The following is an 18,599-nucleotide window of genomic DNA, read 5'->3' as shown; positions in this document are numbered from 1 at the left end:
CGTTTAGCAACTCCTTGCCCCCTTTAATGATTTTTGCAAATCATCATAGCAGAGGCCTTGCTTAAGGTGGTCAATTTTCGGTTAGCACAACACCCATTTACTGATCAATTTTAGGTTAGCACAACTAAATGGTGAAAACATCACCTTGAAAAGGCATGTTTCACACTCTGACAAACAATCTATGGACATCTGCTTCTTGCCGTTAGATAGTGCATTACTGGCGACAGCAGAACAATGGAACAACTATCCATATTCCATTAGCACGTCTAGAGAAAGCTTCTCTCAAAAGCTTTTCTCTTTTATGGGAATACCTGAAGCCAAGGCTGATGCGAATAACAACAACATAACAATTCATCAAATTCTGCGGTTGATATACAGTGATCAATCAAATCCTTCATCAAACATATTCAACCTGGAGTCCTTTGATTCTGCCTTTAAAAGAGAATCAATTGGAAATTACCTACTTGGTCTCTATGACAATGAATTGTATGACGCTCGAATTGCCTTAATAGCTGAAAATAAAATTCTAGATAAAGTAGTAATTGAGCTTAAAGCTATCCTTTCATTTATAGGTAAAACACCATACGCGAAAGACCTTGGGAACATAGATGATATAAAAAATGCCCATACAGCCAAGATCTCGGAATTAAAAGCTAAAATTCAAGACATGCAAGACAATGCTGTACTGTCATATGTTCAGGAAAAAAACATCACAGAGAATTACGCTCAAACAGTAGTTAAAACCAAAGAGATACTTTTAGAATGTGAATCCAACATTCAATCATTAAAATATGAGATTGAGGACTCTACTGATTTCATAGGTGAACTTGAAGATAAAATAAATGCGCTAGACGATTCAATTAAAATTGGCAAGATTGTCAATGTTATTAAATTCAAAATCTGTCCAAGCTGCTACAAACAAATAGAAATTTATGATGACAAATTTTGCCACTTGTGTGGCACACAAACCAAGCAAGATAGTAGTGGTGACAATGTTAATTTAACCAGAATGAAAAATGAACTTTCAATACAACTTAATGAATCATCAAGACTCATCAAAAAGAAGGAACAAAACCTAGAAAAATTGATCGACGAAAGGAAGCAGCACAGAACTCTGTTCCGAAAAAATGTAAATAAGGTTGCTTCCACAATATCCTCTCTGAACACCACGGATGACAGTCAGCTATATGAACTATACCATGAAATTGGAGAGATAGAGGAGAAGCTTGCAAGCTTAGACAAAATTGCAGGATTAAGTGATTCTATAAATAAACTCACGGTGTCACGAGACTTTCACCAAGCTGAAGTCAATAGGCTTGAAGATCTCATAAAAATCAAAAGCGGACAATTCAGGAACCGAGAACCTGAGATAAAAAGTGTAATTTCACAACATCTTATCGACATACTCAAGGACGACATTGGTTCTGAAAAAGAATTTCACAACGCTCACACCATAGAATATGACTTTGCATCCAACTCTATATCTGTGAATGGCAAAGTAGCCTTTTCAGAGAGTGGCACTGTATATTTAAATAATGCCTTTCACGTTTCATTGCTTCTAGCATCATTAGAAAAAAAATACGTCCGCTTACCACGTTTCATGATTTTAGATGGAATAGAAAATGGTGGAATGGAGGACGCACGATCAAGAAATTTTCAATCTATAGTCAAACAAAAGCTAAATAATTCTGAAGTATCATGTCAACTTATCATAGGTACAAAAAGTATAAGTGATGATCTAAAAAGTGATGATTTTATAGTTGGAAAAACATTTACCAAAGAAAGTAAAAGCCTAAAGATCAGCCAAAGTGCTGGCCCCGAGATACCAAAAATAGACTTTCGTCCAACGTTCTCAGATGATCAAAAATCACATAACAGTTAGTTTTTTTCTCTTTTGACGTTACGAGCTTTGGTCGTGTATGGGTTTGGACAATCTTTTTTATTATTTGGATTCCAACCATTTTTCAAAACAAAAAAGACTATTCTTTAATGACATTGTAGATTGTACCTCTCGAAACGTTAAACTCTTTTGACAAGTCAGGTGGCTTCTCTCCAGCGGCAATTCTCTTCTGTATCTCTTCCTTCTGATCATCGGTTAGCTTTATGGGTCTACCCAGATGCTTGCCTCTTGCCCTTGCTGCTGCAATACCAGCTACTTGTCGCTCTGCCCGTAGATTAGTTTCAAACTCAGCGAACACACCGAGCATCTGCAAGAATGCCTTACCTGATGCTGTACTGGTGTCTATGCTCTGGTCTAAAATCTCAAGGCTGGCTCCTTTCTCATCAAGGAGCTTCACAATTTTCGTGAGATCATGCATGTCTCTTGCTAATCGGTCCAGTTTCCAAACAACCAGCTTATCGCCTACACCTATGAAATGAAGAATGTAGTTAAGTGTTTCCCGATTGCTCATTGATGTACCTGATGCTTTTTCCTCACTGTATTTTGCATCAGGGTACTTCCCTTTCAGTGCATTCTCTTGCAGGTCTGTCTTCTGATCAAGTGTACTAACCCTTGCATATGAAAATACAGTCATTGCCTCTCCTTTTGTTCCAGACTTATTGTCAATAACCTCTAAGACCTTATTAAAATATATGTCAATAAAACACATACGGACCTTTTTGACACCACTTTTTAACATGTCATAATGGTATACCTTTTTGACACTGGGTACTGATCTTGATGCGTTGTAGCAAATCACTCTGCAAAAGTGTCTTCCAACTCCCTACATTCTCCCCTTACAATTCAAACGAAATAAGAGCATAGCAAAAACCACCTAATATACTGATATTATGCAATATCACTTGAACCTTATATTGCAAAAAACAACCAAGTCTAGGATAATAAGAAATAGGCTTGGAGCAAATTGCTCTGCAAAATAATAAATCCCATAGGGAATAATCTCAGGAGATTGAAATGGATAACTTAATACTGCATGAAAAAGAAATTCGTACCTCTATTGAACTATACGAAAGGTTCAAAAAGAACACGATGAGCAATGAATGGAGAGATGCGTTCTATATGCTTCACCAAGGACGTATATGCGAATATCTGAAATGGGACCAATCCAAACTAAGCAGAATCTGCAACGGAATCGTGGAACCAAATGATCAGGACAAGGAACTGCTTAGAAAGCTCTCTATCAAGCTAAAATTGGCGCAAGTAATGCTGCAAAGCATTAAACTTAAAGGAGATATAGATAATGAAAAATGGAATTGAGACTACTAATAACAGTGAAGAAATAGCCAAAGGGATTGCAAACCTAAAGCAGCTACTTGAAAGCAATGGTGCAAGCCATGAAAGTGCTACAGATATTATTAACCGCTTTAACCCAGAGTGGGATGAATTTCTAGAGAAGACAACATTCAAAGACATGGAGGGAAATGAGCTTTCACCTGAATCTGTTGTCATGATGGCTAAACATGACAGCCCTGACTATTTTAAATTTTATGCAGATGGCAACACTGGAGGACCACAAATCCTCTCTGAGTACTCAGTGCAGCACGTTATAGAAAAATTGGCAAATGGCTATGAGCCAAACACAAGTGAGCTTAAATCTGTATTAAAGGACATCATTAATCGAAAAATTGAGACTGTACAAGATCAAGCCAATTTCATGAAAAGTTACAGATTATGCAGAAAACATATGAAAAATCTATCAGATTGGAGTTTTTTAAAAGCATAATATTTGAAATAAAAAAGCCCCAGCACTTGGAATGCTGGAGCTAAAAAAACGACAACTTAACAACCTTGAAGATATTAATATTATAACATATGTTCAGCTTTTTACAACAGAAAGTTCAACTCGTTTTAGTATATTAATGTCTCCTGCAATCTAAGGAGATTAGTAAATATGGAAGCAGAATGGATAAATGAAAATCTTAAAGCAGATGACACTTTCACCACGGAAAAAATAGAATTACTCTACGGACTAGTCTTTGACAAGACTGTAAATCCAGCCCTTAAAAAACAAATAGCAGAAAAAGACATTCTAAAGGCGAAAACATCCACAGAAATAGTTGTTTGTAACCTTATAAAAAATAGAGAAAAAATAACGATTGTAGACTCCTTCGACAAGCAATTTCCTGCTGGAGCAAGAAGCCCAGCTATGGAACAAAGAGTAATTTATTACCTTGCAGACGAAAAAAGGGGTTTCATCAACCTCGATAAAGCACCCAGCAACAAAGAAAGAAAAGCGATAAGAGAACTTTGGGGTGAGATGGAATTGGAACAATACAAAGAAGAAAATGGAAAATGGAAGAAATCCAGAATTTTCCTAACAGAGAAAGGACTCAAGCAATTTTCTAAATTCAATGACATAGAAGATGATATCATCATTCGTCAAGAGAAAGTTGAAGACGAAATATTTATCAACCACAAAAACGATGATGGAACTGTTAAGCGTGTCCCAAAAATCAGGATACGCAAGGAACGCAAACACTTTACCCCAGAAGAACAAGTACTCTTGGTTCCGATGATCAAAGACCTAGAAGCATATAGGATTCTCCTTTCCAGGTTCAACGCAACATGCACAGATATCGAGACTGGTAAAACCCTAGAACTCAATGACCTTCCCAGAAGAATCTTTAACAAAGATCATAATTACGGACTCACTCGTGGTGGCCGTTATTACTCCAAAGTGGCCAGAATATGGAAGGAAAACCGAAAAACCATGCTGATAAATGGGAACGCAACTGTAGAACTTGATTACGGTTGTTGTTTACCATCAATACTTGCTGCCAATTGTGGAGTTAAACTCCCAGAAGGCTTTGATATATATTCCACCATGCCAGGATATAACGAAACACATCGAGATTTATTTAAGCAAATCGTAGTTATTATGCTTGGAGCCAAGTCACAACAAGGGCTTAAGCAAGCACTATCTCGAAAGTATAAAGATGCAGAAGAAGGCAATCTTGATGAAGATGGTTACCTCGTAGAAAAATTTTATCCTGATGAGTTTACCAAGGATGATATAAAAAAAGCGGCTGATGTTGCTGTTGAAAGATTCTGTAAATATTTTCCTCTGTTTGAGGAAAAATTATTCCGAGAAGATGACCTTATCTCACTTGAACTACAAAATACAGAAGCGAAAATTGCTACGAAGATAATTAACAAGTTTGTGGCAGCAGGAAAACCGATCTTCTGTATCCATGACTCTTTTAGAGTGTTGAAAGATGATGAGAACTTACTCAGAGATACGATGTATGAAGCATATTTTGAGGTAGTCAAAAGGCCACCATTGAGTATCAAGTAGACGATTAAAACATGACATTTCTAATGTTATTACATTATGGTTTTCTGGAGGAAGACAACATCATTTGTTTCTGCAGAAAAGCCCCAGAATCGCCTCTAAACTCATTTTAAACTTTGCCACAAAGGACACTCTTACTCTGAAAAGTAAAGCACACAGCGATTTAGTCGGTCAATTTATAATACTATTATTAGCACTTCCGCATGATTTTAAAGGCAAAGGTTGTGACTATGTCATCTATAGAATATGTTGACAAAAAGTCATAATTATTTTGAAAATAATCGTGCTATATAGATACAAGACGACATCACATGCTTCTAGCATGAAATTCGGACAAATCAAAGATCGTGCTATATATTTACACCATAAAGATCGTGCTATATATTACTTCTCCCCTCCTTTTTTTCTCAACAACCTACCAATATATATAGATAAAATACTTATATCTATAGTAGATAATACTGTCAACAGGTGGGTATAGTAGTATTATTTTTTTTAAAGATTGGAATGTGGCGTAGGCCAAATGAGAATCTTTATTTTCTTATTAAAAATCCCCCAAAGCATATTCTTCTGCAGTAAAAGCTGAAGGCATTAATTGCTTTATCTTGATAATGATATTCGGTGCTATTCGAAAAGGAAAGGAAAGTGCATCATAGCCACTTCTGCATGATATGAATCTTCACGAAGTGAAGATGAAAATCATAAGTAAGGGGCTATATGCCTTTTCCTTATCTATACCAATCTTTCTATCCTCGTTGATACAAGAGAAGAATGGAGGAGAATTTCATTGATTGAAATTTGATCAATTAATAGGTTTTGGCATGTTAGATAATTTTATTGCTGGACCGCACTTATTAGGATCAAGCACAACTTCTTGCTCTTTCCTCTCGTTGTTGTAGTAAAAAATAGCTTCAGGGGATGCTATGCGTTTATATACTGCAGGCTTATCATTTTTACCCCTATCATTCCTACTGCTTTCAACAGCAAACCATGCCGCTACATTTTTATTTAAGGTCCACGAGCATCTGTTTATGCTACTCTTGTCATTATCATTAATTACACCCCTATACACTTCGATGGAATCAGCAAAGGGCAATCTATCACCACAGCGTTGCAGTTTTTCTTGGTCTGCATCTTTAAGTAAGTCCAATAAAACCTTGGCAGGATAAACGCATGAGATAAAATTCATATTCATCCCATTTATAACCATAAATAGACCTATCTCATAAACACCTCTTTTTTTGAAATCGTCTATAAATTCTAAAAAGAATTCCATGCGATCTTCACTTCCAAGAAAGATTAAACAATCTTCAGGATTCTCACTTTCTCTTAGAGATTCAAGAGCTTTCTGTTTCATATTGGCATGTTGATCACTAAAAGGATTGGGAATTCCGACATCATCAAAAAAGGTGAAAAGTTGCTCAATTGTATCTATACGCACCTTTTCAATATTTTTGTTCTTTTTACAATTATCCATATGATTTTCCCTCCATCAATATGCATATTCTTTCCTTTACCGATACGGAAAAATACACCGATAGCATTGATATCGTTTCCTTAAGATCCTTTAGAGCCACACCGTACGGATAAAGGAATCGCCCTAATGTGACAACCGCAGCGTAATCATCAAGCACAAGGTAACACGAGCAATTTTACCTGTCCTGTCGGAGTCAGGCAGTAGTACGCTTCTGACAAGCCACCCTACTAAGTTGCTCTTTGAATTTCAATAGGTTTTACTTTGTCTCGAACGTTATGTAATACTTGATAGTTACATCATATGTGTGGTTTCTCAACAACCTTTTAATGGTATAGAAGTCTGTTCCAATAAGACATAGATCCTTCCATAACTCTTCTGTCTTATGAACACTGTGGAGAAGATGAGTCTCTTAACTTTCTAGGATGCCATTTTCCTTGCTGTAACCGCTTTCGGATATGCTCTTTGTATCTTGGTGGACCAAGCGGCTTTTTCCTTTGGTGACGCTTGGTATTGCAGAAGTGACAAGCAGCAACAATGTTACGATAGGAGTTTTTTCCTCCGTCACATCGTGCCACAAGATGTTCCGCAGTACATTGAAACCTTGAAGCCTCAGACTCAGATATACCACGCTCAATAGCATATTCTTTCTGGTTCTTTAACCACATAGTGCTACCGCAGTAATAGCATTGGCCTGATTGTTTTTTGAATGCCGCTAGGCGTTGTTTAGTGAAATTGCATGACATGTATGGACTCCATAAAGGTTTACGGAAGTCCACTTGGTGAGGTAATTCGTATATGGCAAGTAGACTTCCTATTTCTTTTTGAAGCCTACTTTTTCTGATGGCATAAGACATAGGTAGGCTTCTGTTTCGTTGAAGCCCGCCTTGGCTCATTGCCAGATAACGGGAACCAGTCCATTTCGGATACTGGCCACCAAAGTACCGTTTCGGTAGTATTGGTTATGTAATGAACCAACATTTTTTATGAATGCTGGCCTCCAGGTGCTCTTCAATGAGATACACCCTTCACTGTCCGCTTAACGCTTGAAGCGTTAAATCATTAACTGTGACGCTATGTAATTACTGTGCATATGTCAATTTTTTAACTTTAATATATTTAGTTTACAACATGTTTTATATTAAGTGCAGCTCGAAAAGCTGGGTGTATTGTCCATTGCATTCCATCATCAGGATTTGATTCATATTTGAGAAGTTCTGGTTTTTCATCAAAAGTATAATATTGGTTTTCGTTTTCAGAAGGACGTTGTGCTTGGTAAAAATTAACTTGGAATAAGAAACGAGCTAATTCTAAAGGAGTATATCGGTCAGTACCATCTATAGTAACTCTGAGTCCCTTTTGTAGAGCTACATCAATATGTGCTAACAGTTCCTCTGTCGTATAGCTTGAATTATTATTTGAAAATAAATTAATCATTTCAGGCAAGTTTGGACATTGATGGTTATGTTCACGACAAATATCATCTAACCTTATGGAAGAATATTTTGGGAGTACTTGTGTCATCATACCGATAGTAATTCTTTTAGCCGCATTACTTTTTCCACTTTGTGCCGCCATTCTACATAATTGTAAGACCCAACGAGGTCTACCTGCCCCCAACATGTGTATAAGAGAAGATGGGGGTCTGTAACCAGTTCCCCATGGGTATACATGCCAAAATACTTTGTCTAACTGCTTTTCCCATAATGGTCTACTAATGGTTAATTCAGACATTGCTAATAGATATTTTTGTAGTGCATTACCTGTTAACGGTTTGAGGTCGCCTACTCTTTTTTCAAAACTGTGTATTCTTCTTGATAATAATTTCCCTATATCTGTTTTGGTCCATGTTAAATCAATCGTGTATTGCTCCGCTTTATCGAGAGATTCATCATCTTTTCTGATTGATGCCCAAACATCAGTTCGAATGGTAGTCCTAATTTTTACCCCCTTGTAAGATGAAGCAATTTCTCTGCAAGTTGAAAAAAAAGTTGAAAGCCTGAGACGTTCTTGTTCTGTATTGATGAATGTTGCATCGATATCATCAACCAGTAGCCAAATGTTAAATTTTTCAGAACTTGTTATACGTTCAAGAATTTTGATATCCTCTTGAAGTTTTGGACTTATTAGTTCAGCACTAGGGATTTTTAACTTTAACCTTGATAGCAGACTGCCGAACAAATTTCTTCTCTTGTATCCTGCAATCTCAGATGATTCTACCAACAGAATTTCATCATCATTAAAAGCAAAATCAATTCGACTTCCTATTTCTCGGTTAATAACAAGACATATTCTTTGCATCCAATCATGTATATGTTCGTCTGGTGTCAAGTAATTAACTGGTTGTTGAGCAATTAGATCAGAACCTTTGATGTTTATAACAATATTATGCTTACTTTTGGATAACCTGTATGCAAATTCATTAATAAGAGCTGATTTTCCCATTCCCTTCCTGGCTCTAGTTATCATAAGGCTTTCACTATGGGAAAAGAATGGTTCAAAATCGACATTTGACAAAAAGTATGAATTCAAGACTTCAGGATTTTCATCATCTGCAGCCTCATTACCCCAAAGGCGTCTGTCAAAAATATTGCTCACAACGAATTTTCCTCGGTAATATATAATATTCTTATGCAATAGCCTCATTCAAGGTCATTTATTGATGCTGACATATGACTTAAATATACTACAATACCCTTCCAGATAGAACTATCAATAGATTATCTTATTTCAGAATGCATATAAATTTATTAATTGAAATATTTAATGCATCGCCTGAATAGGACATTATTGTGGCCACTGATCCAACCCAGCTTTCTTAGCTTGCTCAATACCAACAATTATTATGATACTATCCTGCTTCAAGAGCTATCCAATGTGCATCTATCTTTATACTGATTAAATCTAGTGCTAAAAGCACTCTTGAAAACATGGGTGGTGCATAGGACAGATTTCTCTATTTGTAAATTGAATTTCCCTCAATCCGACAGAAGGTCAAAATTCACTCTGCTTTTTGTAATGTTTCCTCATCTGGGGATGATAGACATTGTTTCTCTTGTTCTACTCTATCAACAGTTTTAAGTAATTTTTCATACTGTTTTTCGAGTTGTTTTTGTTTCATAATAACCGACTGTATTTCTTGAACTTTTATATTTAATTTTTCTCTTAATGCTTCGATTTTTTTCAGGTTGAATTTCTTAAGCGTATCACTGGAGAAAAGGTGGTTATTGGATCCAGAAAACAACTCTTCTGGTTTAGAAAGATAGGAGAAAATCGTTTTGCCTCGCTGTTTTTTTGATTCTTGAATCCGTTTGGCAAGTTGACGAGTTGAATACTCATACTTCTCCGTTTCTTCAGCCAGACTTTGCTTTAGAGTCGAATCACGCACGGTCAAGAGTAGGAGTTTATGTGTTGTGTTAAGTTTTCCAAGCGCATGGAAAGTGGGAAACTGCTGCTCTTGTACTGCTAAATTAACTGCGTTATATAGCCAGGACTTTTTGGGCGAATTTTCATTCTGATCATTGAGGAGTTCAACCAGTTGTACATAAGAGAGTTCTTTTTGAGGTTTATTCTGGCGGGCAAGCTCATAATCATTATTGTAAAATTTCTCGATAATATACATTCCCGCATCTAACAAAGCGTTTTGAAGAGCTTCCTGATAATGAGAAACAAAAATTCCTTGTAATTTCGAACGAGCTTCTTCGACAAGAACATTATCAGGTTGTTTTTCAATAATTGGCAGAGATTTGATATTATCGTCTGCTTTCTGCTCCTCTGACTCTATGGTCATTAAGTTGGTGTCAGCCCTGGAAAGGAGGTTGTTTTTATTCATAGTGGCAGATCAATCCTTATTGATAAATAATTTGAGGAGCAGAGATGCTTATGTGTTGGATCTACTATACAAAGATAGAGTTATTCCACCACCAAAATTGACCATTTAGTCCTCCATTTTAGCAATTCGATTGATTTTCTAGCAAAATTTTAGGCTCTTTCTACAAAAGGGCCGTCTGTTCTGTGTAGCAAAAAAAATGGGTGAAGAGGGTGGTGCAAAATTCTCGGATGTATCATGGTTCTGATTTCTGAGATATTTTGGGCTCGAAATTAGACCAAAACATAGAAGCTCCTGAGGAAGGCCACCTTATTATCTCAAGCCCTTATTAGCTATCTATAGCACTCCTCTACAACACCCTAGCAGAAGGCGTTTCCAATAAGACAATAGAAATATATTTCTTTTCCATATCAACACTTCACCTAGTGAGCATATGCACATTAATGTCGTAGTTGATTAAAGATATAGCGTTCTCCAACAATATTGCAGGAGTGTAACGCTTTCCATACCGTCCCATAGTTTCTGAATCTACAGCATGACCATCAATCTCATGAATCATATATGGGTCAACCTGTTTGTGTTTCAGGTGGGTTATAAAGGTATGCCTGAATGAATGGAATGTCTTACAACCTTTGATTCCACATCGTTTTTTGTACCTCTGGAACCATTTACTAACCGTCTGACCATAGCCATCTCTCCTTTTCTGCAACTCAGGAAATAGCCGCCCTTCCCCTTTATCTACTAAACTATTTACATGTTCCAAAATCCCTAACTCAACCAAATGGGGATGAATTGGAATCAAACGCTCACTTGATCGGTTTTTCAGACGTTTCTCACCCTTGTCATTGATATCAAAGACCCACACTCCCTGCTCCTGCCTGATATCTTCAAGGTGAAGCTGGCAGATCTCTTCAAGGCGACAACCACTGTACAGTGCGATTAATGGAGTCCAGTAAGCATAAGAGTGTCTATGCTTACCTTCCATATATTCCTGTGAGCCAAATAGATTCTGCAGATCTTCACCTGTATACTCTTGCCGTTCCTGATCCGCTCTCTTCTGCCTTTTTATCTGAAGCCCTTCTGCTGGATTGGATTGCATGTATCCATTGCGAACAGCATAGTTAAACAATCCGCTCAATCGCCTGATATATTTATTGATAGTATTGGCAGTAATAGTCTTCTCAGGCTGAGTACCGATGATCTCTGCGACAGTCTTTCCTTCATACTTCGATCCCTTGTTCAGATTCGGAGGCAACTGCATCAGTGTGGATTTATATTCTGTCATTACCTTTCTATCAACTTGCTCCACAGGCAAATCACCCACAACTCTCATAAACAAGGCAAATATTGAAAGATTCTCAGCTTTTGTTTTTTCTGTCCAGTTACTTCCTTTCTCGACTTCTAGGATATAACTCTTCTGCACTGTCGTAAAAACACTATTTTTGCCAGACTTGAGACTACCCGAAAGACCTTGAACAGCCTGTCGAGGTTCCTTCGGTGAAGATAAATTTAATCCTTTTTCTACCAATTCATTGCAACCTGCTACTCCTCCCAAAAAGATCTTAACCTTTCGCAAGATATCTTGAACTCTTCCATTACGTAAGAGACTATTTGAGTCAAAATCACCCATAGAATTATTAAGTTGATCTACTTGCATCATAATTTCATCTGCTTCAGATGCTACTTCTTTGTTGGCTGTTTTTGTATCTGGAATTTTAGCATGTTGGAACCTGCGGCATTCATCATTTGCCAAAATCTTACAAATATACTCTTTCGCCAAATTTTGAATTTTTTCTTTTGTAAATAAGGCAACATTGATACGAACATCCATGAATAACTGGCGAAGATAAGCAGCAATGGAATTTGCTCGATGCTTGGCTATTCTTGAAATCCCTGTACGAAGGGAATATCTGAATTCACCTTTACCGACAACTGCTTTCAAATCATTTGGTATACGTATTCTGAAGATGTACCCAGAAGGACTCTGGTACATGTACGTTGGACTAGAAACAGAAAAACCCATCTTTATAACCTCCTCGTTCATTATCGTGTGGATAATGTGAGTGGATAAAGATAGGTTCCAATGCTCTGAAATCATAATTTATGCAATGATTTCAAATACTTGGTGGAGGCGGCGGGAGTCGAACCCGCGTCCAAAAATGCTCCCCTCCCGTATCTACATGCTTAGTTCCGTACTTTAATTTTCGCTTTTAGAACTCAGTCGGAACATAGATTTCTAAAAACTAGTCTGTAAGATCTCGTCCCTTGAAAGACAGCCAACCGTCAAGCGACCAGCCCGTTGAGTCGACGCTCCAAACCCAGCCTTACGGGCGAAGACTGGTGGAACGGCAGTATGACAGGTATTAAGCTGCTACTGCGTAGTTATAATCGTCTGCGATTATATTTATGTTCTATCGGTTTTACGAGTGGATAGAAACTCGGCATGCAACGATGAGCTTACACATCCCTGTCGAATCCGTTTCGCCCCCTTAACTTTTATGGGATTGTTGAATTATATTTTGAACTACATGTGCCTTATCTATCATGGCGCATTGCCCGCTGAATCTCACGATTCGTCTGTTGTTCTTTGAGCGTTGCGCGTTTATCGTACTGCCTTTTACCACGGGCAAGGCCGAGTTCTACCTTAGCCTTGCCATTTTCTATAAAGTATATCTTGAGTGGAATCAGAGCAAGGCCTTTTTCTTTCAGCTTGCCGATTAGTTTCTTTATTTCTCTCTGATGAAGAAGCAATTTTCGTGATCTGAGCGGTTCATTAGGATTGTGGGTTGCAAATGTGTAGAGTGAAATATGCACATTGTACATATAGGCCTCACCTTTTTCGTCAATCTTCACATATCCATCACGAATATTTGCCTTGCCAGCTCTCAGTGACTTCACCTCAGGCCCGGAAAGTACCATCCCGGCCTCATAGGTGGCATCGATATGGTATTCGTGATAAGCCTTCTTGTTTTTTGCTACTATTTTAATCCCCATCAACAATTCACTCTACTTTTTCAGTATATTACGTGACCTATGAATCCGAAGTCACCCGCAACGCCTCCTGATAGGTTGTAATACCAAGTTTTACCTTATCCCAGGCATCCTCGCGTAATGTAGTCATTCCTTCCCGTATTGCAATCTGTCGTATCTCAAGAGAGTGGGAATTGTCGACAATCATTCTTTTAATCTGGGAAGAAAATGGAAATACTTCGAAGATTCCACATCTGCCCTTATAACCGGTCCCCCTGCATTCACGACACCCCTTACCTCTACTCAAGGTGATCGGCCCTTTCTCCACCACTGGAAATCCGAGTTTTTTCAGCTCATCACCTTCCACCGTGAACTTTTCCGAGCAGGCAGGACAAATGGTCTTCACCAGCCTCTGGGCCATACAACCTAAAATCGTGGACGCGATCATGAAAGGCTGCAATCCAAGATCCCGAAGACGTGCAATAGTTGATGTCGCGTCATTGGTGTGCAGGGTAGAAAAAACCAGGTGGCCCGTCATCGCCGCCTGTACCGCATGGGCCGCCGTCTCATGGTCCCGAATCTCACCTATCATCAGAATATCCGGATCCTGACGAAGGATGTTTCGTAAAATCGAGGAGAAGGTGATATCAATGAGCGGCTGAACCGAGATCTGGTTAAACTCTTCATGCACCATCTCAACGGGGTCTTCTACCGTTACTATATTTTTCTCAGGCGTTGCAATCTCTTTTAAGGTCGAATAAAGAGTCGTTGATTTACCACTCCCTGTGGGTCCTGTCACCAGAATAATTCCATGGGGAGAGGCAATAAATGTTTTGTATACCTCCATATCCCGCAGAGAAAAGCCAAGATTTTCAACCTTTTGAAAGATCATCTCCGAGTCCAGAATACGAAGCACTATCTTTTCTCCAAAAGAGACAGGGACAGTGGAAACACGGATCTCCACATCACGTCCACCCTTTTCTCCTACTTTTATCCGGCCATCCTGGGGGCGGCGTTTTTCGGCGATATCAAGACGGGCGAGAAATTTAATTCTGGAGATGAGTGCAGAATGGACAGCTTTGGGAAGATTATAAATGGTATGCAGACTGCCATCTATTCTGAACCGAACAACAGTGGCACTTCTTTTTGGCTCTATATGAATATCACTCGCCCTCTGCTCAAGGGCGTAGTGGAAAATATGATTTACCGCCGATTTAATATGCTGGTCCGAGGAGGTGATCTCTTTTGATGATGAGATTTTGACATACCTCTCCAGATTTCCAATATCAATAGGAGCGGATGCACCCTGCGCGACACCAAACTGATCCTCTGCTGCGCTGATTGATTTCTGAAAACCAAAAAATTCGGCAATAATTCTTTGTATATCAGACTTGGTCGCGATATGAGCTCTGACTTTTGTCTGATTGGCGTGCTCGATATCAGCAAGAGCGACCTGGTTATCAGGATGATATATAGCAACATCAAGAACACCTTCTTCAACCTTGAAGGGCAGAATCAACTGCTTGATGGCAAAGTTGCGGGGGATTGTCTTGGTGACCACTTCCATATCAAGATCAAGTGGATCAAGCTTTTTAAAGGGAAGCCCCTTTTCCTTGGCAACAGCCCGCATGATCAGTTCTTCATCGACCAATCGCTGCTTTTTATGTGCCATTATCAGATTAAAAGCAACAACGATATCAACCATGTCAGGGTAACTGGGATCACTGCTGCCGTCTTTTGTCGCCTGCCTCTGCAGTTTCAGGCGCTGCTTACCCTTTTCCTGGATCACGAATTGACTCTGATCTGGGGTGATCACCTTATACTTCACGAGAACATCGAGCAGCGCATCGCTATTTAAAAACTTCATACAACCACCTTAGGGCTCACAGCACGAGCTGAAACATTCAGCAGCTATCTGCATAAAAACACATTTTATTTCAGGGAATTACCACAGACACGACTGGCAGGATAATCACCCAGATTTTGCAACTGTCATTCATAGTTATTTAGTATCGTACCAGGCAAATCCATCGGACAGCGAATCTACCTGGCCTATCAGGGAGCCATAAAAATGCCCAGCTCCTGACAGAATACTATAAAAGAGATCGAAGTGTTTGTAAATTTTCAATATCTTCGATCAGAGAATCACTTTTCGGGGTTTCCAGAGTCATAGGAAGGTCATTGAATCTCTGATCTGTCAGGAGATTTTTAAATCCTTCAAGTCCAATGGCACCATGGCCGATATGTTCATGGCGGTCCACCCTTGAGCCAAGTCCTTTTTTGGAATCATTGAGATGGAAAAATTTGACCCGATGCAGGCCGACACTTTCATCGAGCTCGGTCATCGTCCGAGCATATCCAACCGCATCCCGCAACTCATAGCCCGCTGCAAAGATATGGCAAGTATCAACACATACTCCAAGATATCTTGAAAATTCAGAGTGTTCTATGATGTAGGATATCTCTTCAAAACGACTCCCCAGGCCTGTCCCCTGCCCCGCTGTGGTCTCAAGAAGCAAGGTTACGGCCCGACCACTGTTCTCATACACACGATCCAGGCCCGCGACAAAACGGCTCAGTCCTGCCTCAATCCCGTCCCCACCATGGGAACCGGGATGCATAACAACATAGGGAATACCAAGCCCATGACATCTCTCAAATTCCAGAACAAGACTTGCTATGGACTTTTCCAGTAACTCTTTTTTATTTGTAGCAAGATTTACAAGGTATGAAGCATGGGAGGCAACGGGTATGTAGCCGCTTTTTCCGTGGGCTTCTTTGAATAAACTAATCTCTTCATCCGTCAGCGGGGCCGGGTTCCATTGGCGTTGGTTACGGGTGAAAATCTGCAAGGATTCTCCCCCTACCTTTTCAATCCGATCAAAGGCACGGTACAAACCTCCTGCGACCGATTCGTGAGCTCCTAAAAGCGGCATGGATCCTCTCAATTCATTGTCTCAATTTCTGCTTGTGGCACACCATGGAGTGAATCTCCGTAGCTCGATGCTAAAAACCTGTGGATCTGCGCCTGATAAAATCTTCTCTTACCCGGATCCACGGCAAGTGCCCGCCTTTCTGTCTGCACCGCTTCCTCCACCAGATCATTAGCCCAGTAGGCGGTGGCAAGTGTATCAAGGATGTACCCTTTTTCCTGGAGGATCACAGCTCCTCTTGCAAGGGTCAATGCCCTTGAGGGATCGCGCAGTTGCAGATTTTCACTGGTTAATAACAACCAGGCAAAGTTGTTCATTATTTCAGCATTTACAGGATCAAGGCTGAATGCTTTTTCATAGGCAGCCAAAGCCTTTTCCTCCATTTTCTTATTGAGCATCAGATCACCAATCAACCTTTGCCACAAAGCCTGGTCCGGCTCCTGGGCTGCACGCTGCATCAAAATTGCTTCCGTAAAGTTTGCTTCGAATCTTTGCGCCAGAAGCTCCGTTGGTATTTGCTGGACACCAACAAAGGTCAACAGCAGAACAGCTACAAAAAACAGCAGACTCCTGCGGACTTTGCGATCGTGCTGCTGAATTATTTTGGGCGACCTGCTGGCGGCTTCAAGACAGTCAATACGCTCACCTATGCCAAAGTGATGCCAGTTGGGCTGCTCCCGGATATTGCCACCCAAGACAGCAATCTTTTCAAAAGCGGAAACGAGGGCCTCACCACTGCCTACGGCCTGAAGACTGAAAAGATCGGCCTGCCTTTCAAAATTGCGGATAAAATATCCGAAAATATAGCGAAAATATAAAACCATTGCGGCAAGAAGCGGCACGGCTCCAACGACAGTGACAAGTGTTTCGGCCTTGATATTTGCCTGAATTATCAGGTTATTGAGAAACCCAAACGACAGTATCAAGTGGATAAGGGGTTCAGCCAGAAGACCGACTAGTAAACTGAAACTCCCGATCAAAAAAATATACAGCAGGAGATGACGTTTTTTCACATGGCCGATCTCATGGGCAAGAATAGCCTCAAGCTCAGTCATTGTCATCGTTTCAATGAGCGCAGGGGTTAGCAGGATGTAGCGCAAACCGGGTACAATTCCCATTACAGCGGCCGTCAATACCCGACCTTCAAAAAGGGGCCAGAGATAAAAATCAGCTTTAAAATTCTGGGTCTGGCAGAAAGCGTCAAGTTTGTTTTTCAGATACCCTTCAGGAAGCTTTCTACAGCCCCATAATGATCTCACCAGAGGCGGAAAAAAAGAGACGATAAAAACCAGAAAAACAGCATAAAACAGGAGATCTCCCCAACTTGAACTGATTATTTTCTGCAACCCAGGAACGGGAAGAAGGGCCATGACATCATACAAAAGGGAGAGGACCATCCAGGGCAAAACAATGGGAAGATTTGCCTTCAGGTTTGAAAGGACAAAAGAGGTTATACTGTATTTTTTGGCAAAGACCTCCTCATATGCGCTACGTCCTCTCGACCACATTATCATGAGAAAGATGACAAAAAGAACCAAACCGCCAAAACCAACCAGAGCAGGAAAAGGTCCAGCAAAAGGCAGCATGGAAAGGTAGTACTTGGGGTCACAGAAATAGACGGTCAGTGAAAAGAAGATAAGGCTTAGGATAGACAGCTGCTTTTCTGTCTTAAAATATCCACTGGATCGGCCTCTTGCCTGTCTATTAAAGAGATATCCTGACAGCCTGCTGAACCCATAGAGAAAACAGACATACAGCAGTCCTGCCTGCCAAGCGGACAACATTGTGGATTCAGGTGTTCCTGCAACACTAAATAAGAAAATAGCGACCAGAAACAGAATAAGGTTTGTGTACATCAAAATCGTTCACCAGTTCGTTCAATTAATCAAAACCGAAATTATTGCCAATACAAAACCACCCCGCCCGACTCTGCAATTAAAATTCACATAACAGGTAATACCTTACCACTCAATAATCCAGCATCATTAACATACATTCACGTTGCTGCTCAGCACAGAGCCCACATACTGCAGCTCTCACATCTGCGATTGAAAAAATAAATCTTATTTGCATGATATTTAAACAAAAAAACACTCCAGAAACCGTAGTATTTCGACTTATCATTATTTTTTTCTTACCAA

14 protein-coding genes and 1 other RNA gene are annotated in these 18,599 nt (G+C 39.7%); 4 read left to right on the top strand and 11 right to left on the bottom strand.

Annotated features, from left to right (window positions below):
* The first annotated feature begins 196 nt into the window (after positions 1-196).
* Entirely contained in the window at positions 197-1,882 is a 1,686-nt protein-coding gene (locus tag FCL48_RS16800; protein ID WP_136873736.1) for an AAA family ATPase, read from the top strand.
* 97 nt (positions 1,883-1,979) lie between these two features.
* Here the strand turns inward: FCL48_RS16800 and FCL48_RS16795 are convergent, their stop codons facing one another.
* Entirely contained in the window at positions 1,980-2,534 is a 555-nt protein-coding gene (locus FCL48_RS16795; protein WP_136873742.1) for a recombinase family protein, read from the bottom strand.
* Between the two features lie 380 nt (positions 2,535-2,914).
* On the opposite strand from FCL48_RS16795, the gene FCL48_RS16790 reads away from it, so the two are divergent.
* The 3 genes from FCL48_RS16790 (at position 2,915) to FCL48_RS16780 (ending at position 5,255) form a co-directional block, all read left to right on the top strand.
* Positions 2,915-3,217, top strand: a complete 303-nt coding sequence (locus FCL48_RS16790; protein ID WP_136873734.1) for a hypothetical protein — start codon at positions 2,915-2,917, stop codon at positions 3,215-3,217.
* A complete protein-coding gene (locus tag FCL48_RS16785; RefSeq protein WP_136873732.1) occupies positions 3,201-3,683 on the top strand; it encodes a hypothetical protein in 483 nt (160 codons plus the stop codon). The genes FCL48_RS16790 and FCL48_RS16785 overlap by 17 nt, the downstream gene beginning before the upstream one ends.
* 168 nt (positions 3,684-3,851) lie before the next feature.
* Entirely contained in the window at positions 3,852-5,255 is a 1,404-nt protein-coding gene (locus tag FCL48_RS16780) for a hypothetical protein (protein ID WP_136873730.1), read from the top strand.
* A gap of 799 nt (positions 5,256-6,054) precedes the next feature.
* Here FCL48_RS16780 and FCL48_RS16775 read toward each other — a convergent pair.
* From FCL48_RS16775 to FCL48_RS16730, 10 genes are all read right to left on the bottom strand, one after another.
* Positions 6,055-6,729: a hypothetical protein gene (locus FCL48_RS16775; protein WP_136873728.1), complete on the bottom strand. Its 675-nt coding sequence runs from the start codon at positions 6,727-6,729 to the stop codon at positions 6,055-6,057.
* A 380-nt stretch (positions 6,730-7,109) separates the two neighbouring features.
* Complete coding sequence (locus tag FCL48_RS25925) at positions 7,110-7,394, bottom strand: HNH endonuclease (protein ID WP_371418681.1); 285 nt, start codon at positions 7,392-7,394, stop codon at positions 7,110-7,112.
* Positions 7,395-7,845: 451 nt separating this feature from the next.
* Positions 7,846-9,324, bottom strand: coding sequence for a P-loop ATPase, Sll1717 family (locus FCL48_RS16765; protein ID WP_136873726.1), 1,479 nt, complete (start codon positions 9,322-9,324; stop codon positions 7,846-7,848).
* A gap of 403 nt (positions 9,325-9,727) precedes the next feature.
* Positions 9,728-10,558 (bottom strand): hypothetical protein, encoded by an 831-nt coding sequence (locus FCL48_RS16760; protein WP_136873724.1) that lies wholly within the window; start codon positions 10,556-10,558, stop codon positions 9,728-9,730.
* Positions 10,559-10,973: 415 nt separating this feature from the next.
* On the bottom strand, positions 10,974-12,578 hold the full coding sequence (locus FCL48_RS16755; RefSeq protein ID WP_169309258.1) for a site-specific integrase: 1,605 nt from the start codon (positions 12,576-12,578) through the stop codon (positions 10,974-10,976).
* 100 nt (positions 12,579-12,678) lie between these two features.
* Positions 12,679-13,044, bottom strand: a transfer-messenger RNA (tmRNA) gene (ssrA, locus tag FCL48_RS16750).
* A gap of 46 nt (positions 13,045-13,090) precedes the next feature.
* Entirely contained in the window at positions 13,091-13,549 is a 459-nt protein-coding gene (smpB, locus tag FCL48_RS16745; RefSeq protein WP_136873720.1) for an SsrA-binding protein SmpB, read from the bottom strand.
* 37 nt (positions 13,550-13,586) lie between these two features.
* The gene (locus FCL48_RS16740) at positions 13,587-15,392 is read right to left on the bottom strand and encodes a GspE/PulE family protein (protein WP_136873718.1); all 1,806 of its coding nucleotides are present in this window, start codon (positions 15,390-15,392) and stop codon (positions 13,587-13,589) included.
* A 226-nt stretch (positions 15,393-15,618) separates the two neighbouring features.
* Positions 15,619-16,461: a deoxyribonuclease IV gene (locus FCL48_RS16735; protein ID WP_136873716.1), complete on the bottom strand. Its 843-nt coding sequence runs from the start codon at positions 16,459-16,461 to the stop codon at positions 15,619-15,621.
* A gap of 8 nt (positions 16,462-16,469) precedes the next feature.
* Positions 16,470-18,314, bottom strand: a complete 1,845-nt coding sequence (locus FCL48_RS16730; RefSeq protein WP_136873714.1) for a M48 family metallopeptidase — start codon at positions 18,312-18,314, stop codon at positions 16,470-16,472.
* Between the last annotated feature and the right edge of the window lie 285 nt (positions 18,315-18,599).

The sequence above is a fragment of the Desulforhopalus sp. IMCC35007 genome, assembly GCF_005116575.1.
Taxonomy (GTDB): domain Bacteria; phylum Desulfobacterota; class Desulfobulbia; order Desulfobulbales; family Desulfocapsaceae; genus Desulforhopalus_A.
Note: the sequence above shows the minus strand (reverse complement) of the source record. Positions and strands in the feature narration are given on the sequence as shown.